16 protein-coding genes are annotated in these 26,133 nt (G+C 33.1%); 11 read left to right on the forward strand and 5 right to left on the reverse strand.

The features are described 5' to 3' along the window. Positions 1-62 precede the first annotated feature (62 nt). Together ACFS5M_RS03730 and ACFS5M_RS03735 are read left to right on the forward strand one after the other, a co-directional pair. The gene (locus ACFS5M_RS03730; RefSeq protein WP_379897909.1) at positions 63-1,088 is read left to right on the forward strand and encodes a sensor histidine kinase; all 1,026 of its coding nucleotides are present in this window, start codon (positions 63-65) and stop codon (positions 1,086-1,088) included. Positions 1,089-1,172: 84 nt separating this feature from the next. Then, positions 1,173-1,868, forward strand: coding sequence for a LytR/AlgR family response regulator transcription factor (locus tag ACFS5M_RS03735; protein ID WP_183485943.1), 696 nt, complete (start codon positions 1,173-1,175; stop codon positions 1,866-1,868). 58 nt (positions 1,869-1,926) lie between these two features. On the opposite strand, the gene ACFS5M_RS03740 is transcribed toward ACFS5M_RS03735, so the two are convergent. Beyond that, positions 1,927-4,023, reverse strand: a complete 2,097-nt coding sequence (locus tag ACFS5M_RS03740) for a S46 family peptidase (RefSeq protein WP_183485946.1) — start codon at positions 4,021-4,023, stop codon at positions 1,927-1,929. Between the two features lie 98 nt (positions 4,024-4,121). Between ACFS5M_RS03740 and ACFS5M_RS03745 the strand changes: the two genes are divergently transcribed. The 3 genes from ACFS5M_RS03745 to ACFS5M_RS03755 are packed head-to-tail and all read left to right on the forward strand — an operon-like array spanning position 4,122 to position 6,663. Continuing rightward, positions 4,122-5,264: a methionine aminotransferase gene (locus ACFS5M_RS03745; protein ID WP_183485947.1), complete on the forward strand. Its 1,143-nt coding sequence runs from the start codon at positions 4,122-4,124 to the stop codon at positions 5,262-5,264. 57 nt (positions 5,265-5,321) lie between these two features. Continuing rightward, a complete protein-coding gene (locus tag ACFS5M_RS03750; protein WP_183485950.1) occupies positions 5,322-5,822 on the forward strand; it encodes a hypothetical protein in 501 nt (166 codons plus the stop codon). 58 nt (positions 5,823-5,880) lie between these two features. Continuing rightward, positions 5,881-6,663, forward strand: coding sequence for an amidohydrolase (locus ACFS5M_RS03755; protein WP_183485952.1), 783 nt, complete (start codon positions 5,881-5,883; stop codon positions 6,661-6,663). On the opposite strand, the gene ACFS5M_RS03760 is transcribed toward ACFS5M_RS03755, so the two are convergent. Together ACFS5M_RS03760 and ACFS5M_RS03765 are read right to left on the reverse strand one after the other, a co-directional pair. After that, a complete protein-coding gene (locus ACFS5M_RS03760; protein ID WP_183485954.1) occupies positions 6,647-8,257 on the reverse strand; it encodes an Ig-like domain-containing protein in 1,611 nt (536 codons plus the stop codon). The genes ACFS5M_RS03755 and ACFS5M_RS03760 overlap by 17 nt on opposite strands. A 57-nt stretch (positions 8,258-8,314) precedes the next feature. Continuing rightward, the gene (locus ACFS5M_RS03765) at positions 8,315-8,992 is read right to left on the reverse strand and encodes a ComF family protein (protein ID WP_183485956.1); all 678 of its coding nucleotides are present in this window, start codon (positions 8,990-8,992) and stop codon (positions 8,315-8,317) included. A 141-nt stretch (positions 8,993-9,133) separates the two neighbouring features. Between ACFS5M_RS03765 and ACFS5M_RS03770 the strand changes: the two genes are divergently transcribed. Continuing rightward, positions 9,134-10,018 carry a hypothetical protein gene (locus ACFS5M_RS03770; RefSeq protein WP_183485961.1) on the forward strand — a complete coding sequence of 295 codons (885 nt, stop codon included), beginning with the start codon at positions 9,134-9,136 and terminating at the stop codon, positions 10,016-10,018. A gap of 63 nt (positions 10,019-10,081) precedes the next feature. Next, positions 10,082-11,626: a glycine--tRNA ligase gene (locus ACFS5M_RS03775; RefSeq protein WP_183485964.1), complete on the forward strand. Its 1,545-nt coding sequence runs from the start codon at positions 10,082-10,084 to the stop codon at positions 11,624-11,626. Positions 11,627-11,718: 92 nt separating this feature from the next. Here ACFS5M_RS03775 and ACFS5M_RS03780 read toward each other — a convergent pair whose 3' ends face one another. Continuing rightward, a complete protein-coding gene (locus ACFS5M_RS03780) occupies positions 11,719-12,291 on the reverse strand; it encodes a DUF3575 domain-containing protein (RefSeq protein WP_183485967.1) in 573 nt (190 codons plus the stop codon). Between the two features lie 105 nt (positions 12,292-12,396). After that, on the reverse strand, positions 12,397-15,831 hold the full coding sequence (locus ACFS5M_RS03785; RefSeq protein ID WP_183485970.1) for a hypothetical protein: 3,435 nt from the start codon (positions 15,829-15,831) through the stop codon (positions 12,397-12,399). Positions 15,832-15,953: 122 nt separating this feature from the next. On the opposite strand from ACFS5M_RS03785, the gene ACFS5M_RS03790 reads away from it, so the two are divergent. The 4 genes from ACFS5M_RS03790 to ACFS5M_RS03805 all read left to right on the forward strand — a co-directional run bounded on the left by ACFS5M_RS03790 (position 15,954) and on the right by ACFS5M_RS03805 (position 26,131). Then, the gene (locus tag ACFS5M_RS03790) at positions 15,954-16,715 is read left to right on the forward strand and encodes an exodeoxyribonuclease III (RefSeq protein WP_183485972.1); all 762 of its coding nucleotides are present in this window, start codon (positions 15,954-15,956) and stop codon (positions 16,713-16,715) included. Positions 16,716-16,739: 24 nt separating this feature from the next. Then, a complete protein-coding gene (locus tag ACFS5M_RS03795) occupies positions 16,740-17,696 on the forward strand; it encodes an OmpA/MotB family protein (RefSeq protein WP_183485975.1) in 957 nt (318 codons plus the stop codon). Between the two features lie 351 nt (positions 17,697-18,047). After that, positions 18,048-19,085, forward strand: a complete 1,038-nt coding sequence (locus ACFS5M_RS03800) for an aldo/keto reductase (protein ID WP_183485978.1) — start codon at positions 18,048-18,050, stop codon at positions 19,083-19,085. Positions 19,086-19,342: 257 nt separating this feature from the next. After that, the gene (locus ACFS5M_RS03805) at positions 19,343-26,131 is read left to right on the forward strand and encodes a T9SS type B sorting domain-containing protein (RefSeq protein ID WP_183485981.1); all 6,789 of its coding nucleotides are present in this window, start codon (positions 19,343-19,345) and stop codon (positions 26,129-26,131) included. Positions 26,132-26,133 lie beyond the last annotated feature (2 nt).

Below are 26,133 nucleotides of genomic sequence, written 5' to 3' on the forward strand. Positions count from 1 at the left end.
AACAACAGACTTAAATTAACAAACGGCATCAATCATGCTGTTTGCAACACTAATCGTGGTTTTTGTACATAAAGTTTGATGGTTTTCAGTTTTCTAATTACTTTCATATCGAATTCATGATAACATTAAAGAAACATACCTCACAAATTTTAGTACACATCTTATTTTGGATGCTGTTTATCTTCGTGTCTTTATTTGTGTTCTCACAATACTATTGGCGTGAAAATCCGTTTTTACAGTATTTATCTATTCTCGTGGTCATTGTATATGCCAACAACTATTTACTACTTCCATTTTTTATAAAAAAACGACTTTATATTCTTTACGTCTTTGTGTTTGCTGTTATTTCTTTTTTTGCAACACAACTTTACTGTAATGTGTTTGCGCAATGTGGTTGTTCTATTATGAAATGCCTTAGTGATTATTTATGGCAAACTTTAGTGCCTCTTATTTTCTTTTCATTTGTATGGATGTTATATCGCTTTTTAGATAAGCAAGATGAAGTTGAACATATCAAACAGGAACACCTTGAAATGGAATTAAAGTTTTTGAAGTCTCAAATCAATCCACATGTGCTTTTTAATAATTTGAATACTATTTACTCTTATGCTTTAGAAAAACCAAATGAAACCCCAGAACTCATTTTAATGTTATCAGACAACTTAAAACATGTGTTATATGAAAGCAATTCGGAAACCATATCGCTAGAAAAAGAAATTCAGTTTATAGATAATTATATAACCTTTCAAACCATTAGAACAGAAGGTGTAAAGCATATCAATTATTCAAAATCTATAAGCTCATATCAAAACCAAATAGCACCTTTATTATTAATTACGATCATTGAAAACACATTTAAACATAGCACTTTAAATAGTGATATTTCAGTGTCTATTACTGAAAAGAATGGAATTCTGGAATGTGTGTGTATGAATGATTATGATAAAGATAAAGTGAGTAATGAAGCCTTTAAAATAGGCTTACAAAATTTAGAAAAACGCTTGAAGCTTATTTATAAAGAGAACTATAAGCTTGATATTTCTAAAGATGATAGATATAAAGTGTATTTAAAATTGAAGTTGTCTTGATGCTAATGTCTCCTCGAGCGCAGTCGAGTGGTTTTAATAATGAGGTCTCGACTGCGCTCGACCAGACAAAGTGAGATGAAATATATGACTTGTATTATTATAGAAGATGAAATACCAGCACAAAAAATTATTAAGAATTATGTGTCTAAACTACCTAATGTAGAATTGTTAGGTACTTTTAATGCAGCGATAGAGGCGAATTCTTTTCTTAACCATACAACTGTTGATGTTGTTTTTTTGGATATAAACCTGCCAGACATTTCAGGAATCGATTTTATAAAAACTATTAAAAACCCACCAGCAATTGTCATGACAACGGCTTATCCAGATTATGCTGTGAGAAGCTTTGAGTTAGCAACTATTGTAGATTATCTTGTAAAACCATTTTCGTTTGATCGTTTTTTGAAAGCCATAAACAAAGCGAAGACACGTATTGAAAAACCTGCTTCATCTACAGAAAATAACACCCAAGAAATTCTTTTTTTAAATGTCGATAAAACACTTCACAAAATTGTTTTGAGTGATATTTTGTATTTAGAATCTGATCGCAATTACATTACTGTTGCTACTAAAAATCAAAAACTGTCTTATATCGATTCACTAAAAAATTGGATGGCCAAACTTGACGAAACACAATTTATTCAAGTACATAAATCGTATATTGTAAATAGAAGGTTTGTCGATAAAATCTCAGGGAATGAGATTTATGTTCAAGAAAATAGAATTCCTATAGGTAGAACATATAAACAAGAGTTATTATCTATATTAAATATCACATAAAAAGACCTCAAAAATTTATAAATCTTTGAGGTCTAATACTTGTTAAATGAGCACTAAATTATTGCTTATTTTTCTTAGGATGCACCAGAGTCATTTCCTCAATAAGGTGTTTAGCTCCAGCATATTTATCGACAATAAATAAAACGTAACGTAAATCGACCATAATGTTTCGGCAAATTTCTGGATCGTAGTTCATATCGCTCATGGTACCTTCCCAGACACGATCAAAATTCAACCCAACTAAATTACCATGCGCATCAATAGCTGGACTTCCAGAGTTTCCTCCAGTTGTATGATTCGTTCCTAAAAAGCACACAGGGACTTTTCCGTTACTATCTGCGTACTGTCCGTAATCTTTCGTCTTGTATAAATCTAATAATTTCTGAGGCACATCAAATTCATAATCACCAGGCACATACTTTTCAATAACACCATCTAAGTAACTTACAGGATTGTAATACACAGCGTCTCTAGGAGCATAACCACGAACTTGACCGTAAGTAACACGTAGTGTACTGTTAGCATCTGGGAAATAGCGCTCGTTAGGCAGAGCTTTCATTAACGCAGTCATATACTTTGTTTGTAGGGCAGTGATAGGCTCGTTTTTTTCTTGATACTCTTTATCAATAGTATTATAAAACTCAGCAATAATTGGTTTAGCGTATTGATATGCAGCGTCATTATTTAGCTTTTCAATTACAGAATTTGCATCGCCTTCTAATAATTTTAAAGCAGAATCTAAGTTTGTAAAAGCAGAATTATCATAAATAGAAGCATCAACAGTATTGCTATAAAAAGGCATTACATTTTTATATACACCTTTATCAACTTCAACATCATAGTTCTTATGAATACTTTTTAAACGGCTTACCATTCCTTCTTTGGCTTTTTCGAAAGACTCAGGGTTTCCTGTTATCATTTGTTCCATTTGATAGGCTCTAAATGTCATTTGCATGAGTTCATTAGTGACTAAGAAGACTTCAATAAAGTTTCTTCGTTTAATATTCACAGGACCAAATTCTTTATACAAACGATCAAATTCAGGTAAGATCGTTCCGTATTTATCTTCAAGACCAGTTTCTTTTAAGGCTTTAGTGAAAGTAGCTTCAAAGGCACGCCTTTTTTCAACAGCATTACTTTTTTGAATGCCTAAATTTTCACCAATCCATTTTTTCCAAGCATTTGCAATTCTGGCTTGCTTTGATGCATACTTAATACGAACATCATCACTAGTTTTCATTTTAGCATCAATGACTTTTAAAGCAGCTTCACGAATGGCTATGTTTGTTGGATTAAATTCTTTGGTAATATGTTCTATAGCTACAGCAGGAAGGTATTCGTTAGTTCGACCAGGAAAACCAAAAACCATTGTAAAATCACCTTCAGCAACACCATCTAAAGATATTGGCAAAAAGTGTTTTGGCTTATATGGCTTGTTATCTTTGCTGTATTTTGCAGGTCTATTATTAGCATCAGCATAAATACGAAACATAGAAAAATCTCCTGTGTGTCTAGGAAAAACCCAATTATCTGTGTCACTTCCAAACTTACCAATACTCGATGGAGGTGCTCCAACTAAGCGAATATCTTCAAAACGCTCGGTAACAAATAGGAAATACTGATTGCCATTATAAAACGCTTTTACTTTTACATCTTGCCAAGGTTCTCTAGGCCAGTTTTTCATTAACCCATTGCTGTTTTTATCAATAACCGATTGTTTTTCTTTTTCGGATAAATCATCACTAACAACTGCTAAAACTTCTTGGGTAATATCTGTTATGCTTACAATAAATTCAATAAACAAACCTTCATTTGGAAGCTCTTCTTCTAAATTCATCGCCCAAAAACCATCCTTTAAATAATCGTTTTCTAACGAAGAGTGCGATTGTATTTGGCTAAACCCACAATGGTGATTTGTAAGTATTAAGCCTTGATCTGAAATGACTTCGCTTGTGCAGCCACCATTAAAATGACCTATAGCATCTTTTAAGCTAGAATTGTTAACATCGTAAATGTCTTGAGCTGTAAGTTTACTACCTAGACTAGTCATTTCTTGTTCGTTCATTCCTTCTAAAAGTGAAGGAATCCACATACCACCTTGTTGGGCAGAAAGATTAAAAGTTATAAAAAGTAAAAGGAATTTTAAGAATCTCATAATGGATAAAATTAAGTGAACTCAAAGATAAAAAACCAAGTCATAAAAATTGTTAAAAAGCATTAAATTTATGTCGTTAGAACTGACTATCTTTAAGCATGCAACATATTTCTAAACTTCCAAATGTAGGGACAACCATATTTTCTGTAATGAGCGCATTGTCTAATAAGCACAATGCAATTAATTTATCGCAAGGGTTTCCAAATTTTAAGAGCGATCAAAAGCTAATCAACTTGGTTAGCCAAGCCATGAGCTCTGGTTATAATCAATATGCACCAATGCCTGGAAATTTAGAGTTGCGTGAAGCCATAGCCAAAAAGTTTGATTTACTATATACTACAAGTTATCATCCTGAAACAGAAATTACAGTAACTGCTGGAGCAACTCAAGCAATTTATACAATTATATCAGCTTTTGTAAAAACCGAAGATGAGGTAATTATTTTTCGCCCAGCCTATGATTGTTACGAACCAGCAATAGAAATAAATGGAGGTAAAACAATTTCTGTTCAATTACATGCACCACGTTATAAAGTAGATTGGAATGACGTTAAAAGCAAGGTGAATAGTAAAACAAAGATGATAATCATAAATACACCGCAAAACCCTAGTGGATGTATTTTTTCTGAAGCTGATATGTTAAAACTTCAAGAGCTAACCAAAGACACAAATATTATAGTTTTAAGTGATGAGGTTTATGAGCATATTATTTTTGATGGTGAAAAACACCAAAGCGCATGTTTGTTTTCAGATTTAAAATCTAGAAGTTTCATTACAGCGTCTTTTGGAAAAACATTTCATAATACTGGATGGAAAATGGGTTACTGTTGTGCACCAAAATCACTCATGGAAGAATTTAGAAAAGTGCATCAGTTTAATGTGTTTTCGGTCAATCATCCTATGCAAAAAGGATTAGCCGATTATTTACAAGTGCCTAATCATTTTTTAGGACTTTCAGAATTTTATCAAGAGAAGCGCGATTTGTTTTTAAGCTTAATAAAGGACTCAAGGTTTAATTTTAAACCAGCTCAAGGCACCTATTTTCAGGTTTTAGATTATTCTGAAATCACTAAGGAACACGATGTTAATTTCGCGAAACAACTAACAATAAACCATGGCTTAGCGTCTATACCATTATCTGTTTTCAATGATAACCATAAAGACGATAAAGTTTTGCGTTTTTGTTTTGCTAAAACAGATGATACCTTAAAGCAAGCTGCCGAAATAATAAATCGAATTTAAGTGACTTATTAATTTTTAGTGTGTCTAATTTTATAGTTATACTTTAAAATTAAAACCATGAAGAATCTCATTTTATTACTACTTTTTTTAGCCTTTAGCGTAAATAGCATTGCACAAACTGCTGAAGCAGATTTGGCTTATATTGTAAAGGATGATAAAATTTATCTAAATGATAAAGATGTTACTCAAAGTTTAACGGAAGAACAGCGTGAAGCTATTTTTAGTGCACATCAAACTGAAATAAAAATTAAAGAAGAAGCTGCAGAGAAAACCCAAAAAGAAGAAGAAAAACGCGAAAAAGAGCAGAAAAGGGTTGAAAAAGACTTGAAAAAAGCTCAAAAGAAGCAAAAAAAGGCTGAAAAAGCTTTAAAGAAAAAAGCGAAGGCTCAAAAGAATTTTGAAAAAGCTAAAGATAAAATAGAAAAGACTCAAAAGAAATACGAAAAGCTTCAGAAAAAAGAAAAACTCTCTCCAAAAGATGAAGAAAAATGGCTAAAGAAAATAGAAAAAGCCAACTCAGATCTTAAAAAAGCAGAAAAAAAATTAAGACGTTCGTAATTAATGGTTTCTGAGAAAATTCGTTTTAAATTAGTGAAAAATAAATTACTTTTATCTCATGCAAAACGAATTACATATTGCGCTAATTCAGTCTAATTTAGTTTGGGAAAATCCAATTCAAAACCGATTAAATTTTTCAAAAAAAATAGATAGCATTTCTGAAAGCATTGATGTTATTCTTCTTCCAGAAATGTTCACAACTGGTTTTACTATGAATGCTTCAGAAGTTGCCGAAACGATGCAAGGTGAAACGGTTAAATGGATGCGAGCAGTGGCAGAAAAAAAAGATGCTGCGTTGGTTGGTAGTATTGTAATTTCTGAAGATGATAAGTTTTATAATAGACTCCTTTTTGTTCGGCCAGACGGCAACATTTCGACTTACGATAAACGCCATACATTCACATTAGCAGGCGAAGATAAAGTGTTTAAGGCTGGACATAAAAAGCTTATTGTTGATTATAAAGGTTGGAGGTTTTGTCCTCTTATTTGCTATGATTTACGCTTTCCAGTTTGGGCAAGAAACGTAGAAAACTATGATGTTTTATTTTATGTGGCTAATTGGCCTAAGCTAAGAATTTCGGCTTGGGATAATTTACTAAAAGCTAGAGCTATTGAAAATATGAGTTACTGTATAGGTGTTAACCGAGTTGGTATAGATGCAGGAAATTATGAGTATTCAGGAAATACAGCAGCATACGATGTGATAGGTAAAAAAATAACCAATATCGCCTTGGGGAAAGAGCAAATAGAAATTGTTAAGCTAGATAAAGCACATATTAATAAGTATAGAGAAAAGCTTCAATTTTTAAATGATAAAGACGATTTTAATCTAAAAGTGTAAAGTCTATTATTGGATCCCAATTTGCACGAACTTCAATAGCTTCAGTATAATGACTGACACGCTCAGGTTGTATTTTTTTTAAATAATTACCAGAATCATACTTTTTATTTTTATTGGCATCAAAGATGACACGTAAATAGTAAGTCGAAGGTTTTAAATGTCTAAAATCTAAAGGTTCTTGTTTTCTGCTATATAATTCAGATATCACATTACCCTCCTTATCTGTTAATTGGGCTATTAATGGGTACTTCGCATTGTATAAAGTGACTCTAACATTGCCATAATCTGCAAATGTTTTGGTCGTTAACCGATAGTTTAATGTGTCATTCTTATTTCCAAAAAAATCGACAAAAGCATTTGGTAATGCCTGAACATAATAAGTGTTACTTTCAGTTTTATCAAATTTAAAAGTATAACTATTATTTAGTGTGTCTAACTTAACCTTATAGTCGACTTCTGAAGAATCTTTATCTAAAATGGTTAACTTTTTCCTGTTAAATTTTGAAAAAGGAATATTTGCCGAAATTTGAAAGTCATCATTAAAGTTTAAAGTTCCTCTAGGGTTAGACTCCATAATTAATGAATCGCGAGGTTGGTCGCTTATTTTTACAGTGAAATCTTCGGAGTATTCTTTGTTTTTCACTTTAAAAACTAAAGAGTCTCTATTTTTAAGTCTAGGCTTGAACCAATAATTTAACGAATCTGTTTTTGGGTCTTTAGTAATTCTAAAATTGAATTTTTCTGGAGCTTTAGAAGCTAATTGAATTTTAGTATTAGTGTAATCACCTTGATAACCAAAAGCTATTTTTTCTCCAGAAACTAATCGAGGTCTAATAATTTCAAAATCATTTTCTTCTTTAAATAACTTCAAGGTAAATGATGAATCTGTGGGTACATTAACATACTCTTTATGAAAAGCTATTTTATCAGTTTTTTGCTGAAATTTATTATCTTCATTTGCATCTTTTAAAGCGATAAGCATGTACTGTCCTGCTTTAATATTTTCTAAATTAAAAGTGGTTGTACTGTCTAATGTGTTAGTAACGTATTTTGGGAGCTTCTTATAAACAATTGAATCGTTAAAGGTAGAGTCTATTTCGTATAATCGAACAGAAACAAAGTCTTCAGGTTTCCTTAAACTTGCATCTAATATTTGACCTTTTACTGAAAGTGAATCTATATAGCTACCCGTTGAGAATACAAATTTGTAATAAGAATAAGGGTTTTCTTCGTTGTTGTCTGTAATACTATTACCAAAGTTAAAAGCATAGGTCGTATTAGAGAGTAAAGTATCATGAATCTTTATCGTAATATATTTACTTGCCGAGCCTAAAGGAGTAATTTCTGGAATAGGATCCATAGGTGGAGAAATAATCAGTTGGCGTTGCAGATTTTTGATTTTGACGAACTCATCAAAATAGATTTTAATTTCTTTGCCATTAAAATCTGTAGAAAAATTTTCGGGACTTGAACTCACAATTTTAGGAGCGGTTTCATCTTTTGGACCACCACTTGGAGTGCCTCTATTTGCACAACTAAAAATTAGTAAGCCAATACAAATTATAAAAATAAAATTAGAGTGAAATTTACTCATTATCAATTTTTGATTTTGCACAAAGTAACAACATATTTGTTATTCACAAAACAGGGATTAGACGATTGCCATAGTTGCAATGCTTATTTTAACATTTTTAGCAGTATTTAACACATTAATACAAGATTCTAGAGTAGCTCCAGTAGTAATTATATCATCTACTAATAAAATGTGCTTGTTTTCAATTTGATTTAAGTTTTCTATTGCAAAAAGTTCATTTGTAATTTGCCAACGCGCAAAACGTTTTTTAGTGACTTGAGATTTGGTATTCGTTATTTTAATTAGTGAAGTCTTGTTGTATTCTGTAGAGAGCGCTTTAGCTATTTCTTCACCAAATTTATCAACTTGGTTATAACCTCTTTTTTTAAGTTTGTTTTTATGCAGAGGTACTGGAATTACAACATCAACATCTTTAAAACCCTCAATATCTTTTAACTCATTGCCTAACCATTCGCCTAAAAACACACCAATATCTTCGTAACCTTTGTATTTTAAATTGTGAATAAGCTGTTGTACAATTCCTTTTTTTTCAAAGCGAAGTAAGGCCGTAGCTTTTTCTACTTTTGCCCGACCATAAAACACCTTTTCAACGGGGTTATTAGTGTCATAATGAAAATTAGTAATTGGTAAATTGTGTCTACATTTAGTACAAACATAATTTTCAAAATCAAGTAAGGCATCATAACATGAATAGCATACTTTAGGAAAAAATAAATTAACGACAGTATTTAACATACCTAAACTTACAAAATTAATAGCTTACATGATAATAGTGATAGTAATTTTTTACTTCAACAATTATTTTGTTGACTTCATCGATTTTAATTAATTAACCCAAACTTAATTTCTAGATTCGTACTGTAAAATTAATTAATAATGATAGTTATCCCTCAGTACTTTAACTATAGATTAATTATTGGTACATTGGTAATAGCAATTGCTATTTTAGGGTCTTATAGTATTTCTAGTTATATTTCATTTCAAGATCAAGAAGAATTCTTGGCACAAGAAACAGTTCTTGTTAAAAATGAATTATCTGAAATGGTCTCTCTTTATGACGATGTTTCTGTTGAAAATGAAACGATTAAGTTGCAATTAGAGGAGTCTAAAACTAAAGTCTTAAATATTTTAGATTCAGTAGAAAAAGCAAAAACCAATTTATCTTTAATTTCTAAGTATAGAAGCCAAATTTATGCTCTCAAAAACGAGAGAGAAAATATTTTCGGACAAATAGATTCTTTAGTAAGAAATAATGCAATTCTTCAAGTGCAAGTAGATTCTGTATCTCAGCAATTTGAAAATCAAAAATTACAATTAGCTTACTTAACAAAGAAAAACAACAGTTTAAATCAAATCGTAAGCAAAGTAAGTTTGCTTAAAGCTAAAAACATAAAAGTTTCTGCATTAAAGACAACGAGTGCTTTACAAAGCTTTGAAACGGATAAATTAAGTGAAACAGATCATATTGAAGTCTGCACAACGCTTGCTAGTAATGAATTTACACCAAAAGGAAATAAAAATATTTTTGTTCAAATTCTAGACCCAAACAATGAGGTTGTTTCAGAAAGAGGGATTCTTAAGTTTCAAGGTATGGAGTTAGAATATAGTGGTAAGACTACAATTAAAAATGTAAATGAAAATATTACTGCGTGTTTAAAAATTAGTGTTGCTGAAAGAGAAAAACTAAAAGCAGGAAATTATAATATTAATGTCTTTCAAAATGCAACCCTACTTGGAAGTACTTCAATTAAATTAAAATAAAAATAACCCTATAATTTTTTAAAACCATTCCATTTATATGGAGTGGTTTTTTATTTTTGCACAATGGCAACAAATCAAGACGATCAATTTAAAAAAGTAATCTCTCATGCAAAAGAGTATGGTTACGTATTTCAGAGCAGTGAAATCTATGATGGATTAAGCGCAGTGTATGACTATGCTCAAAATGGAGCAGAGCTCAAAAAAAATATTCGTGATTATTGGTGGAGAGCGATGGTGCAAATGCATGATAATATCGTAGGGATTGATGCTGCTATATTTATGCATCCAACCACCTGGAAAGCTTCTGGTCATGTTGATGCCTTTAATGATCCGTTAATTGATAATAAAGATTCTAAAAAACGTTATCGCGCAGATGTTTTAATTGAAGATTATTGTGCTAAAATTGAAGCGAAAATTGAAAAAGAAGTCAAGAAAGCTGAAAAACGTTTTGGAGATGCGTTTAATAAAGATGAATTTATTTCAACGAACCCTCGTGTTGTTGGCTATTATGAAAAAATAGAAAACATTCTTACACGAATGGGAAAATCCTTAGAAAAAGAGGATTTAACAGATGTCAAAGCGCTTATTGAAGAACTAGAAATTGCCGATCCATTAACGGGTTCAAGAAATTGGACAGACGTTAAGCAATTTAATTTAATGTTTGGCACTAAGCTAGGTGCTTCTGCTGAAACTGCGATGGATTTATATTTACGTCCAGAAACCGCACAAGGCATATTCGTTAACTTTTTGAATGTGCAAAAAACGGGACGTATGAAAATTCCGTTTGGTATTGCACAAACAGGAAAAGCCTTTAGAAATGAAATCGTAGCCAGACAATTCATTTTTAGAATGCGAGAGTTTGAACAAATGGAAATGCAATTCTTCATTAAACCAGGAACTCAAAAAGAGTGGTTTAATCATTGGAAAGAAACCAGAATGAAATGGCATTTATCTCTTGGAATGGGAGAAGACAACTATCGTTTTCATGACCATGAAAAATTAGCACATTATGCAGATGCCGCTACAGATATAGAATTTAAATTCCCATTTGGTTTTAAAGAATTAGAAGGCATTCATTCGCGTACAGATTTTGATTTAAAACAACACGAAGAATTTTCTGGAAAGAAATTACAGTATTTCGATCATGAAGAGAATGCAAGCTATACACCTTATGTTCTAGAAACCTCTATTGGTTTAGATCGTATGTTTTTAGCAGTTTTTTCTAATGCTTTGATGGAAGAAGAATTAGAAAACAATACGACACGAACAGTTTTAAAATTACCAGCAGTATTAGCGCCTGTAAAAGCCGCTATTTTTCCTTTAGTAAAAAAGGATGGCTTACCAGAAGTGGCGAAACAAATTGTAGAGGATTTAAAATGGGATTTTAATGTGTTTTATGATGAAAAGGATGCTGTAGGAAAACGGTACAGACGACAAGATGCTAACGGAACGCCATTTTGTATCACAGTAGATCACGACACTTTAGAAGATAAGACTGTTACTATTCGTCATCGTGATACTATGGAACAGAAACGTGTAAAAATAGAAGATTTAAAACGTATTATTAAAGCAGAAGTTGATGTGAAACATTGGCTTCAAAAGATGTAATATTATAATAGTTTTTCATCCTGAATCAAGTTCAGGATCTCAAAAAAACCAAGCTAATTACTTGGTTTTTTTGTTTTATAAAGTTTTGAGACTTAAAATCGCCAACCAAAAGTAGCACCCAATCTTGGGACAAACTCACTACCAACATCATTATTCGATTGAATAATATTTCGGCCTACTCCACCAAAGACTTCAAAAAGAAACCCTTTTTTACTCACAAATTTTCCACCAACAGCTATACCAAAAGCGAGGTTGTTTGAGGTTTCATCATTAAAAGTATATTCATAATCATTAGTAATTTCATTATATAAATACTCATCAACAGTATCATCTTGCACATTAAACATTCCAAACGCTTCAATGAAAAACCCCCAAGCATATTTACTAGAAAAGTAACGTCTATAATAAGGAGTGAAAGCGAATTTTTCGTTATAAAAAACATCTTCACCAGAATCTGTGTCTCTAAGATTAATTAAAACAGATGCACCTACAGAAGATTCAGAATCTAGTAAATATTCGTATGAAAAATCTAAAGATTTAAATAAGATAAGGTTGAATGCATTGGCTTTAATTTCACTTCGTTTTACTTTTTCTTCTTGTTCTGAAACTTGTGAAAATGATATGAAAGAGGTGAGTAATAATAATCCTAAAAGGGCTTTTTTCATTGTAATATTTTTAAACTTGTGTTCTATAAATTAAAAGGCGTACCTACTATAGATGTCAAAAGCGTAAAAAGGTTGCGTTCGTTTTTATAAAAAAATGATTACAAATTAAAAGTAGGCTTTCAATTGAATAGTTCCTGTATGAATCGTTTTACTGGTTTCAGTTTTTCGGCCAAAATAATTCAAATTTAAATCTAAATATTTAGTCAGTTTTTTTTGTGCTAGTACAGTCCAAGTGTAGTTCTTTCCAGGCTGTAACCCTTCTAACATTTGATAGGCAACAGGTGTGTTAGCATTGCCTGTAAAAGTGTTTGAAAAATAATTAAATTCTCCCGAAATGGCCATTTGTTGCTTGCTAGAAAACGTAAAAGAAGCACCATACTTTTGTTGCTCTAGAGTTTCAAAGTTGTCAATCGTATTTTCTTTATTTGTGAATTGATAAAAGACATCAAAACGTGCATTATCATTAAATAAATAAGAAAGCTTCGGATTAAATTGAGTTTCGTCAAGATTGAAATTCTTACTGGTGAAATTTTCGCTTAAGCTTTCATTAGTATTAAAACTAGTCAGAAAATTGATAAGCCAATGCGTAGCAAATTTATGGTTAAACAATAACTGATGGCTTTTAGATTTTGACCCAATAGATCCAATAGATAATAAATTTTTAGTGGAATTGGTTAAAAAAGTATATGATGTTGTGTAACGCTGTTTCCCTCTATTAAAAAACAATACATTTCTAAAGTTAGATTGTAAGCCTAATTGCTGGTCTTCATCGTCTTTAAAGGGATTGAGATTGAAAGAACTTCCTTGGCGTTTTTGTTTTCGGTCAATTAAATAAGAGGTTTGGTTATAAAAATGAGACCAGAATTTTTTGCTTTTATTGTCTTCGGTTGACCATTGCTGTGGATTAATAGTCAATGTTTGGCTGAGTCTATTTTGGTGCGTTTTTACAAATACTTGATTAGGAAGTAACACTCTAATATATGTACCTTGGTCTGCAAATTGTGCGATTTCAAATTCTTCTAATTCTTGAATGCCATTATTATTATAGTCAATCCATGTATAAGCACCTTGTCCAGGTTCTACTTCAACATAAGTAAATTCTTGTTGAGCAAGTGATCCAGAATTAGTTTCATAAATTGTATTCCAATGTACTATTTGTTTAAATAATTTTTGACTGAATTGTATTCTAGAGTTTAATGATTCTTCATTATCTAAAGACTCGTCTTCATTATTTAATGTTCTATAATTTGCATAAAGCGATAAGTTGGTATTATTATTTTGAATGATTCTCGAGTCTAAATAATAGGTGTTCGAGGTGTTTACTTTTTGTAAATTCGTGTCGACTAGACTGTCGTTTACTCTGTGTTTATAACCAACTTCTGCAAAAACTTTGGTGCTATCTCCAATACCTGTGAATATTTCATACGACTTAAAACGTTGACTTAAAGCTGTAAAAGCATCAGTCACTTTATCCTTCTGCTCATTATTTTCCATGGCAAGCTTAGTACCAACCCAACCCTTTTTTAAACTGTAGATAATACTATTGTATGAACGTAAAAATGTTGAGGTGTTCACATTTGATTCAGCATTTAAGACACTAGAATTAGAATGAATTTGCCATTTCTTTAATCTTAAATCGCCTAATAGAACATGCCGACTACCATTAAAGTTTTCAGAATAATTTAAGTACTCAAACTGATACCTTGCAATGCCTTTGTCATGATGAAGCGCTTGAACACCTGAAGTAAAGAGGATTTGGTTGCCATTATTAATAACATTCTGGTTGGTGTTAGTCTGTTCAATATTCCAGTCTCGAATAAATTCAGCATTATACAAACGTTCAATGGTTCTAAAATTTTCTTGAATATATTGAGTGTCTACAAAGGCGTTAAGATTCCATAGGCTATCCTTTTTAATAATAGATTGTTCTACTTTTAATTTTGCAGCAAAACCATCATTATTATCATCATCAATATTAGAAAATAAATTCAAATCATTTTTACTACCAGCGACTTCAAAATCAATATTCGTCTTCTCGGTTGGCAAGTAGCTTCCATTTAAAACTGCTATTTGTAGTTTGTTTGGAGCAATGAGTTGAACAATAGGCTCGTAATTTCCTTGAGGAATTCCAGCAATGGGCTCAACATATTCATAAATTGTAGTAATGGCATTAACATTACTTATTATATAGTTACCTTGATTATCGCCAACTAAAGAGAATCGAACGCTAAAAAGTTCATCATCTGCGTCATTAGAAAACACAAAAGCTTCAACACCACTAATCAACTCTTTTTTATATAAAATACGGTTTTCATTGTATGTTTCTGGTGTTGCTGATGGTGCAGTCATAAGGCTTTGGTCGTCTCCTGCATTTGCTAAAATGTCAACTTGTTCTGTAGATAAATTTTGTTGTAAAGGATTGTTCTTGGCATCATTTTCACTATAGACCGAAACGCCAAGTTTTAATTTTTCGCTATCGTAATTACCTCCACCATAAACCACTAAACGGGAATAATTACGTTCGCTAAATTGATAATCGACTGTTATTCGCATTTCACTAGTGATAGGGAAAGTAGAGTTGAATATAATTTCGCCTGCATTATAATTAATGATGTAGTCTTTGTTTTCACCACGTTCTAAAGTTATACCATTAACATAAACCGTTTCGCTTCCAGAAACAACTAAAACAAATAATTCGCCACTTGGACCACGAAGTTTATAAGGACCTTGATTTCCTTCTTGTGCTGTAAATTGACTTGATGTAAATTGACCTCTAACAATAGCTCCAGCAGCAAAAAGATTGGTTTTAGACTCAGAATGGTTTAAAGTTGCTTGAAGCGATAAACCTTGTACGCGTTTTGAAAAATTTGCAAAATGTGACTGCGAATTTTCTAAGTCCACATCACCTGCGCGAATCTTCCAATGGTCACTAAACAACTCAACAAACACTTGGTCAAACTCATCTAAACGCTGAGAGTAACCACTTTCCTGTAATGGAATATTAGCATCTTGAATAGAGGCTCTTAAAGAAACTTTATCGCTTAACTTACCTGTAATTTGTAAATCTAACTCACTATTTAAGACCGAGTTTTGGTTATTCCCTATAATGACACCACGAGAAATACTTCCAGAAGTGTTTAAACCATCAAAAGGCGTGAATGTTTTTGCCTCACTAGATTGCTGAATTTTATATAATTGCTGAAGATTGTCTGTGTTTTCTACAATGATTTTATCATCAAGTTGTTTATAGGTTTTAGTTAAAAACTTAGGGTAACTCAAATAGTTGATAATAACTGAATCACTATCTATAGGCTTTTTTAAAGTTATAATCGCTTTAGCAAAATCTACCGAATAATAAGTTGAGTCTATAGAAGAATTATCTTTTCTTTTTAAAATAAAATAAGCCGAATTAATACTTACGCTATCTATAGCAATAGTATCTTGCACAACAACTATTTTAGTTTTGTAATTAGAGTCTTGGTCTTGTGCAAATGCAGTAAAACCAATCAGAAAAATAAAAAGAAAGTATATAAACTTCATGCGATACTAAAACTACAAATTACCTAAAATATTTTGTTGATAGTTTTTTGTTAAAAGGACTTTAAAATTATAGTGTAAATGTAAAGCATTATTTATTTTAGCTGAAATTCAAACCGAACAATATGCAAATCATTTCATATAATGTTAATGGCATTCGCGCAGCAGTAAACAAAGGCTTTGCAGATTGGCTTAAAGCAGCTAACCCAGACGTAATTTGTTTGCAGGAAATAAAAGCGATGGAAGAGCAGCTCGATTTAAATATATTTATTGAAGCTGGATATACTTATAACTATTGGTTTTCTGCTCAAAAAAAAGGCTATAGTGGTGTTACTATATTAAGTAAAACGAAACCAAATCATATTGAATATGGCACAGGAATTGAATCTATGGATGTTGAAGGCCGAAACCTTCGTGTCGATTTTGACGGTGTTTCAATAATGAGTTTGTATTTGCCTTCTGGAACTAACGATTTAAGATTACAACATAAGCTAGATTATATGGCAATGTTTCAAGATTATATTAATGCATTAAAAAAAGATATTCCTAATCTTATCATTTGTGGCGATTATAATATTTGCCATGAAGAAATTGATATTCATAATCCTAAAATGAAAAATGTTTCAGGATTTTTACCTGTAGAACGTGAATGGATTGGGCGGTTTATAGATAGCGGATTTATTGACGCATTTAGATATTTACATCCTACAAAACAAGAGTATAGTTGGTGGAGTTATCGCGCCAATGCAAGAGCAAATAATAAAGGCTGGCGACTAGACTATACGATGGTTTCAAACCCTTTACAAGAAAAAATAAAACGAAGCGTTATCCTTCAAGAAGCGGTCCATAGTGATCACTGCCCAGTTTTAGTCGAAATAGAAAATTAATAAACCTCAAATCAAAATTATAGAATGAAAAAAATTTCAATTTTAGTCCTAGTAACACTTATAAGTGCTTCATGTGTATCGCCAAAAGTGTATAAAGATTTAGAAAGTAAGTATGCGTATCTAAAAAAAGAAAACCGTAAGCTTTCTGACGAAAATGAAGCCTTATTAAATGCTAAAAACAAAACACAAAATGAATTAGATAAACTGCAAAACGACTATAATGAAGCCGTTGCTAATCGCGATAAATACCAAGCAGATTATAATGCCGCTAAAACCAATCTAGCTAATTTAAAAGCATCATACGATGCGCTTGAGAAAAACAGTTCAGCATCTATAGCAGAGAACTCAAGAAAAAACAGAGAACTGTTAGCACAATTAGAAGCTAAAGAACAAGCACTTGCGGCAGAAAATTCTAGATTAGAAAATCTAAAAAAGGAACTAGAAGAACGTTCAAATCGAGTAGCCGAATTAGAACATACAATTGCCGCCAAAGACGCAGCGATGACACAATTAAAAAATGCAATTTCTAAAGCACTCACAGATTTTGAAGGCAAAGGCTTAACTGTAGAACAACGTGACGGCAAAGTATATGTGTCTATGGAAAACAAACTTTTATTTGAATCTGGTAGCTGGGCTGTTGGTACACAAGGAAAAAAAGCGGTTCAACAATTAGGAACCGTACTTGGGGATAATCCAGAAATTGCCGTTTTAATTGAAGGTCATACAGATAATGTTCCTTACACAGGAACTTCTCAAATCTCAGGAAATTGGGATTTATCCACTAAGCGCGCCACAGCTATAGTGAATATTTTACAGGAAAATCAGGCTATCAACCCAGAGAATTTAACAGCAGCTGGACGCGGCGAATTTTCGCCAATTGCGAGTAACGAAACCACAGAAGGCAAAGCAAAAAACCGTCGGATTGAAGTGATTTTAACACCAAAACTTGATGAGGTCACTAAGCTTTTAAACGAGATATAATTTTTTAGGGCGTTCCCTCTTTCGCTTTTAAAGCTTCAGAGGGCCGCGCTTTCACAAGTCGCTTTTTTATAAAAAGAGCTCCAACAAGTGTTCAATCGCTAACGCAACAAAACAATAATGGTTTTGTAAAGAAAAAGAAGGTTCTACTTATAAAATTGATGAGTTGTGAGTTGAAAAGTTGTTAAGTTGTATGATAATATTTAATTTCACCTAAACACCTAAACACCTAAACACCTAAACACCTAAACACCTAAACACCTAAACACCTAAACACCTAAACACCTAAACACCTAAACACCTAAACACCTAAACACCTAAACACCTAAACACCTAAACACCTAAACACCCAAAATGAAATACACTACACTTCCAAATACCAATATTAAAGTCAGTAAATTGTGTCTAGGAACTATGACTTGGGGAAATCAAAACACCCAAGAAGAAGGGTTTGAACAAATGAATTATGCTTTAGATCAAGGTATTAATTTTTTTGATACTGCAGAATTATATCCTGTTCCTGCAACAGCAGAAAAGTATGCAGATACAGAGCGTATCATAGGACGATGGTTTAAAAAAACAGGAAATAGAGATAAAATTGTTTTAGGATCTAAAATTGCTGGAACTGGAGACTATACAGCACATATTAGAACCAATGGCTTTAGTCCAGAAGCAATAAAAGATGCAGTGAACCAAAGTTTAAAACGCTTGCAAACAGATTATATAGACTTATATCAATTGCATTGGCCAGAACGACAGACTAATACTTTTGGAGTTCGTGACTATGCGCATGATTCCAACGAGCAATGGCAAGATAATTTTAATGAAATTCTACACACGCTTGATGGTGTAATTAAAGAAGGTAAAATACGTCAGATAGGAATTTCTAACGAGAAAGCTTGGGCAACAATGCGTTACTTAGAAGAATCAAAAATGAATAACTTACCACGAATGATAACAATTCAAAATGCTTATTCATTATTAAATAGAGTTTTTGAAGGCGACATGGCAGAAATAGCGATTCGAGAAAATATTGGCTTACTCGCATATTCTCCTATGGCTTTTGGAGTGCTTTCAGGAAAGTATATAAAAGGGACTGCAGCAGAAAACTCAAGATTAAAACTTTTTCCTCGCTTTGCTCGATATAGTTCAAAGCAATCTACTGAAGCTACAAAGCAATATTTAAAAATTGCAGAAGCAAACAATATGAGTTTAGCGCAAATGGCCTTGGCATTTGTGACACAACAACCATTTGTAACCAGTAATATCATTGGTGCAACGACTATGTCGCAATTGAAAGAAAATATAAATAGTATTGCAATAGAACTAGACGATAACTTAATAAATAGTATTAAATCTGTTCATAATACCATTCCTAACCCTGCGCCTTAGGCTCTCTTTTTTTTCAAACTAACAAATGTTAATTTTTATTAACATTTTGTCGTTGATAAGTGCATTTAGTCTATTAAAGCACAGTTAATTTATTAAGCATAATCTTTTTTTATAATTTAGGTTTTTAAAAATATTACCAGCCTTTTGGTAATATTATAATAAGCAAATTAAACTCCCCATAATAATTTGTTTTTTAGTGCATTAACCTAAAATTAATAATTAAAAAAAATTTTTAATAACTAACCTTATTTAATAAAATGAAAAAAATTACACTTTCTCTTCTATTTGGGTTTATGTCTTTAGTCGGATTTTCTCAAGTAGGATTAGTAGAAAATTTTGATGGAGGACTAGTATTACCAGCTGGTTGGACATCAGATCCAGGAGATTATTTTGGTGCAGTAGTGCAAGTTTGTGATGGTTTTTCACAACGTGTTAATTTAGATTTAAATAACGACACGGCACATTTAACTTCACCAAACATTGTTGGTCAATCTAATGGTACCGACTTAACTATTGCTTTCGATTATAAAGTTGTTGATTGGTCTGAAGCTATAGATGCAACAGCACCAGGATGGGGACAAATGACGATTCAGTACTCTACAAATGATGGAGGTGTTTGGATTGATGTTGAGGTGATTGATGATGACAATCATGTCACTTCTGATACCTGTGCAAATTGGACAACTATAGTTCCAGCTGCAAGCTTGCCAATTGGCTCGGACTTTAAATTACGAATTGATGCTGAGTGGGAAGCAGGTTCTTATTATATTTATTTAGATAATATTTCTGCAACTCAAGTTGTTGTCGGTCCACCATCTTGTGTCAATTTAATTGCACCAACTGATGGAAGTACAGGAGTGTCAATAAATTCAGATTTAGAATGGAGTGCCGCAACAAATATCCCTACAGGATACACTGTAGTTGTTGGAACAACATCTGGAGGTACAGATATAGCAGACAATGTTAATGCAGGACTTTCTACAACTTATGACTTGCCAACTTTAGAATACTCAACTACATATTATGTAAGTGTTATTCCTTTTAATGCAAATGGTCCAGCGATAGATTGCCCAGAATGGTCATTCACTACAGGAGCAGATCCAAATGCACCAGTAGACTGTGCTGCAGGTACACCAATTAATACAGTGTACTGTTATGACAATAATGATACAATGACTTGGAATTTTCAAAGTTCAGATGGTTCGCCATTGAATATTTTCTTTAATGCAGGTCAATTTGAAACTTGCTGTGACGATATTACTATTTATGATGGTATAGATGATACTGGAACGATATTATTTAGTGATGGCTTAGCCGATATGACTGGTGTTTCACATATTGCACTATCTGGCTTCTTATATGTTGAACTTAATAGCGATGTTTCGCAAAGTTGTGCATCTAATGCATTTATTCCTTTAGATTTTGATGTGTCTTGTGTAGATACAACAGCTTTACCAAATTGTAATGCTGCTTTAATATCTCCAGCGAATGGTGCTCTAGATGTTGGGGTAAATGAAGATTTAACTTGGAGCCCAGCGTCAATTTTAGTTACTGGATATTTTGTGTCTATTGGTACAACTCCAGGAGGTACAGATGTTGCAGACAATGTTGATGTAGGATTAGCTACAACTTACGATCCAGGAACTTTAGATTATGAAACAGATTATTATGTAACCATCACACCATATAATGATAACGGTTCAGCAATTAACTGTAATGAAGAAAGCTTTACAACTAGAGATGATCCAAATCAAATAGTCGATTGCTCTATTAACGAAGTGATTAACACTGTATTTTGCTATGAAAATGGCGACAATACTTTTTTAGAATTATTTAACTTTCAAAGTTCAGATGGATCACCACTATCAATAGTTTTTAATTCAGGATACCTTGAAGATTGTTGTGATTTTATCCAAATTCTAGACTCAGATGGATCAACTATATTTTTAAGTGATACAACTCTTGGTAATGACCTTACAGGATTATCATTTATAACAACTGGCGATTCTTTAACGATCTTATTAGATGCAGATACAAGTGTAAGTTGTGGTAGTACTGGAAATGCACCTTGGGATTTTGATGTCTCTTGTGTTGACACAACTCAACTACCAAACTGTAATGCAGTTTTAACAGCACCTTTAGATGGAGATATAGGCATAAATGAAAATGATGACATTAACTGGTCACCTGCCACTATTTTGGTTACTGGATATTTTGTATCTATTGGAACAACTCCAGGAGGTACGGATATTGCAGATAATGTTGATGTAGGTAATGTAACTACATACGACCCAGGAACTTTAGATTATGAAACAACATATTATGTAACTATTACACCTTATAACGATAATGGTTCTGCAACTGGTTGTATAGAAGAAAGCTTTACCACTAGACCTGATCCAAATCAAATAGTCGATTGCTCTATTAACGAAGTGATTAACACTGTGTTTTGTTATGAAAATGGCGACAATACTTTTATAGAATTATTTAACTTTCAGAGTTCAGATGGATCACCATTATCAATATTTTTTAATTCAGGATACCTTGAAGATTGTTGCGACTTTATCCAAATTCTAGACTCAGATGGATCAACTATATTTTTAAGTGATACGACTCTTGATAATGATCTTACAGGCTTGTCGTTTGTAACAACTGGTGATTCTTTAACAATCTTATTAGACGCAGATACAAGTGTAAGTTGTGGTAGTACTGGAAATGCACCTTGGGATTTTGATGTCTCTTGTGTAGATACAACAGCTATACCTAACTGTAATGCATCTTTAACTTCACCATTAGATGGAGCTATAGATATTAATGAAAATGATGACCTAAACTGGACACCTGCTAGCGTTATAGTTACAGGTTATTTTGTGTCTATTGGAACAACTCCAGGAGGTACAGATGTAGCAGATAATGTTGATGTAGGTAATGTATTAACTTATGATCCAGGAACTTTAGATTATGAAACAACTTATTATGTAACCATTACACCTTATAACGATAATGGGCCAGCAACTGGATGTATAGAAGAAAGCTTTACAACCAGACCTGATCCTAATGTTATTGTTGATTGCGATAGTGGAGAAGTCGTTAATACTACGTACTGTTATGAAAATGGGGTTAATGATGTATTTGTTGAAATATTTAACTTTCAAAGCTCTAATGGTTATCCTCTAAATATTCTATTTAACTCAGGTGAAATCGAAGATTTTTGGGATTCTATACAAATCCTTGATGCAGATGGTTCATTGATTTATGAAGGAGATAATGGTGGTGATTTAACTGGGTTGTCATTTACAACAACAGGAGACTCATTAACAATATTAATTGAATCTGATGGTGTTGGAAGTTGTCAAACTAGTGGATATATTCCATGGGATTTCGATGTATGGTGTAGCTCATGTTTGCCTCAAACAGTAAGTTATAATACTATAGGCGATTGTGAAACCGATCCTGATAATCCAGAATTTGTTGTGGAAGTAGATATTACAGATTTAGGTGATGCAACATCATTAACTATCACAGATGATCAAGGTAGTGCACCACAAACAACTACAACTACTGGAGTTATTGTTTTCGGACCTTATGCCGCGAATACTGTAGTTGTTGTAACTACTGAAAATACGGATGACGCAAATTGCGTAAATGTGAGTAGTGGACTAACGTTTATTTGTCCTCCACCACCAAATCCATGTTCTATTATATATGCAGGTGAAGATGCAACTGTAGATTGTGATGATACTGCAACAGATTTAACAGCAAACTTTCATTTGTTTGGGCAAGATACGAGTACTTATATTATTAATGGTCTTGAAACCTGTCCTACACCTGTAACAGTTGGTGGTACACCAACCAGCCTTAATATAGATGACACATGGTCTGAAGTATTAGAAATTGGCTTTGAGTTTTGTTTCTTTGGAGATGTTTATAGTCAAATCCTTGTCGGTTCTAATGGAGTCTTATCTTTTGAAATAGGAAACGCAGGAGGATTTAACGATTGGGGATTTAATGATCCTTTACCAAATAATACAGATGATGCTTTAGCTCAGGGACAAATATTTGGCGTTGGTCATGATATAGACCCTAGTGTATGTGGTGACATTAATTATTTAGTTGTAGGTTCTGCGCCTTATAGACAGTTTGTAGTTAACTACACTAATGTATGCCATTTTAGCTGTAATGAATTAATGTCTAGTAGTCAGATAATTTTATATGAATCATCAAATAATATAGATATTAATGTTTTTGATAAACCAACCTGCCCAGGATGGAATAATGGAAATGCAGTGATTGGTGTTCAAAATGTTGCTGGAACTGAAGCTTTTACAGCTCCTGGTAGAAATACAGGAAGCTGGTCTATAACAGAGCCTGAATCATGGCGCTTTGCACCTTCTGAAGGGACACCTCTTTATACTTTTGAATGGTTTGATGGAGCGACTTCCTTAGGTAATACCGAAACAATTACTGTTGAACCAACTGTAACAACAACGTATACTGCGTCTGTAACATATGAACTATGTACTGGAGGAACAGCGACAATAACTGATGATGTTGTTGTTGAAGTTTTAGGTGATGGATCTGATGATGCTTCATTTACTTTAACACCAACATGCGATGGAGCGACAGCTACCATTACTGGAACACCTGGTGGAACATTTGATTTTGACCCAGCTCCTGCAGATGCAGCAACGATAGACCCAGATACAGGAACAATAACTGGAGGAACTCCAGGTGAAACATATAGTGTTCAATATGTTGTTTCAGCGTCTTCTACTTGCCCAGCGGCTAGTACAGAGACTGTAACTGTATTGCCTGAAGATGACTCATCATTTACAGTATCACCAGCATGTGATGGAGGTACTGCAACAGTCACAGGTGTGCCTGGTGGAACATTTGCATTTAATCCAGTGCCAGCTGATGGGGCCGTAATAGACCCAGATACAGGAACTGTAACTGGAGGAACTCCAGGTGCTTCATATACTATTGAGTACACGACTAACGGAACATGTCCAAGTACGTCAACCCAAACATTAAATACCCTTTTAGATGGAGGTGCATTTGTTGAAGATTTTGGAACAGGAACAGATAGAGAACCAACACCGTATACAACTTACACATTCAATGGTGTAACACAAGTAGATGACGGAGAATATGCAATTAATAATAATGCTTCCGATCTTAATACTGGATGGCATGACATGGAAGATCACACTGTTGGAGATACAGATGGTCTTATGTTTGTTGTCAATGCTTCCGCTGTAAGTGGGGAGTTTTATAGAAGATCAATATTTGTTACTGAAAATACAGAATACAATTTTAGTGCATGGATAACAACTGTATATGATACAGATACTTTCATTTGTCCAGGTACTGGAGTGCCTTCTAATGTGACGTTTAGAATTGAAGATGCTTCAGGGACGCTTATTTCAGATGTTAATACTGGAGATATTCAAAATGAAGCAAACCCTAATTGGCAAGAATTCCAGTTAACCTTTAATACCTTAACAAATACTGAGGTACAACTTGTTCTATTGAATCAAGGAGCTAGTGGTTGTGGAAATGATTTAGCTATTGATGATATTAGCCTAACTCCTGTAGAACCAGTATTAACTTTTACTGCAGATTGTGATGGTGGAACTATTTCTGTAATGGGAGCAGCTGGAGGAACCTTTGCATTAAACCCTGTACCAACAGATGGAGCGGTAATTGATTCATCTACTGGAACCATTACTGGAGGTACGGCAGGAGCTATGTATACTGTTGAATATACATTACTTGGAGGTTGTTTAACAACAAGTTTAGATGTGACCTTATTACTAGAAGATGATGCTTCATTTACTATGACAGCAACATGTGATGGAGGTACTGCAACTATAACAGGAGATACAGGAGGAACATTTGCTTTTAATCCTGTGCCAACTGATGGTGCGATGATAGATTCATCTACAGGAACAGTAACTGCTGGAACAGCAGGAACTACTTATACTGTGGAATATACTACTGGTGGAACCTGTTCTGCAACAAGTACGCAAACCGTAACGGCTCTACCAGAAGATGATGCGTCATTTACCATGACAGCAACTTGTGATGGTGGTACAGCTACAATAACTGGAGATTCTGGAGGAACGTTTACTTTTAATCCTGTACCAACTGATGGAGCAATGATAGATTCAACTACAGGAACAGTAACCGCTGGAACAGCAGGAACTACTTATACTGTAGATTATACAACAGCAGGAACTTGCCCAACAACAAGTTCGCAAACAGTAACAGTATTACCAGAAGATGACGCTTCATTTACTATGACAGCAAATTGTGATGGTGGAACTGCTACAGTAACAGGAGATGCTGGAGGAACGTTTGCTTTTAATCCTGTGCCAACAGATGGAGCTGTTATTGATAGCTCAACAGGGACAATTACAGGTGGAATACCTGGGACAACCTATACTGTAGAATATACGTCAGCTGGAACTTGTACTAGCTCTAGTACTCAAATGATAACAATACTTACTAGTGTGTTTGATTTTACTGTTGTAGGCGATTGTAATGGAGCCATTTTCGAATTAACTGTTAATCCAACAGGCAATTCTTATGACCCGAATACCGCAACGTATGTTTTATATGATGATATGAATTCAGTATTACAAACGAATACTATTGGAGACAATGTATTTGTAATATCTCCAAGTATATTTACACCTCCAATGGCTGGAAGTTCATACAACTATGTTGTAGAAGTCACTAGTGCAGAAGGTTGTGTTGAAACAAATACGGTCTTAGTAAATAGCATTAACTGTCTAATCCCTCAAGCTATTTCACCAAATAATGACAGTTATAATGATAATTTTGACTTATCAGGATATAATGTAAGCCGTTTAGAAATATTTAACAGACATGGTATCAAAGTATATTCTAAAACAAATTATACAAACGAATGGTATGGTCAAACTGATGATGGTAAAGAATTGCCAGTAGGAACATATTTTTATGTTATGGAATATCAAGGAAATAAAACAAAATCATCTTGGGTATATATTAATAAGTAAAC

This window comes from Lacinutrix iliipiscaria, from assembly GCF_042686125.1.
In the GTDB taxonomy this organism is placed as follows: Bacteria; Bacteroidota; Bacteroidia; order Flavobacteriales; family Flavobacteriaceae; genus Oceanihabitans; species Oceanihabitans iliipiscarium.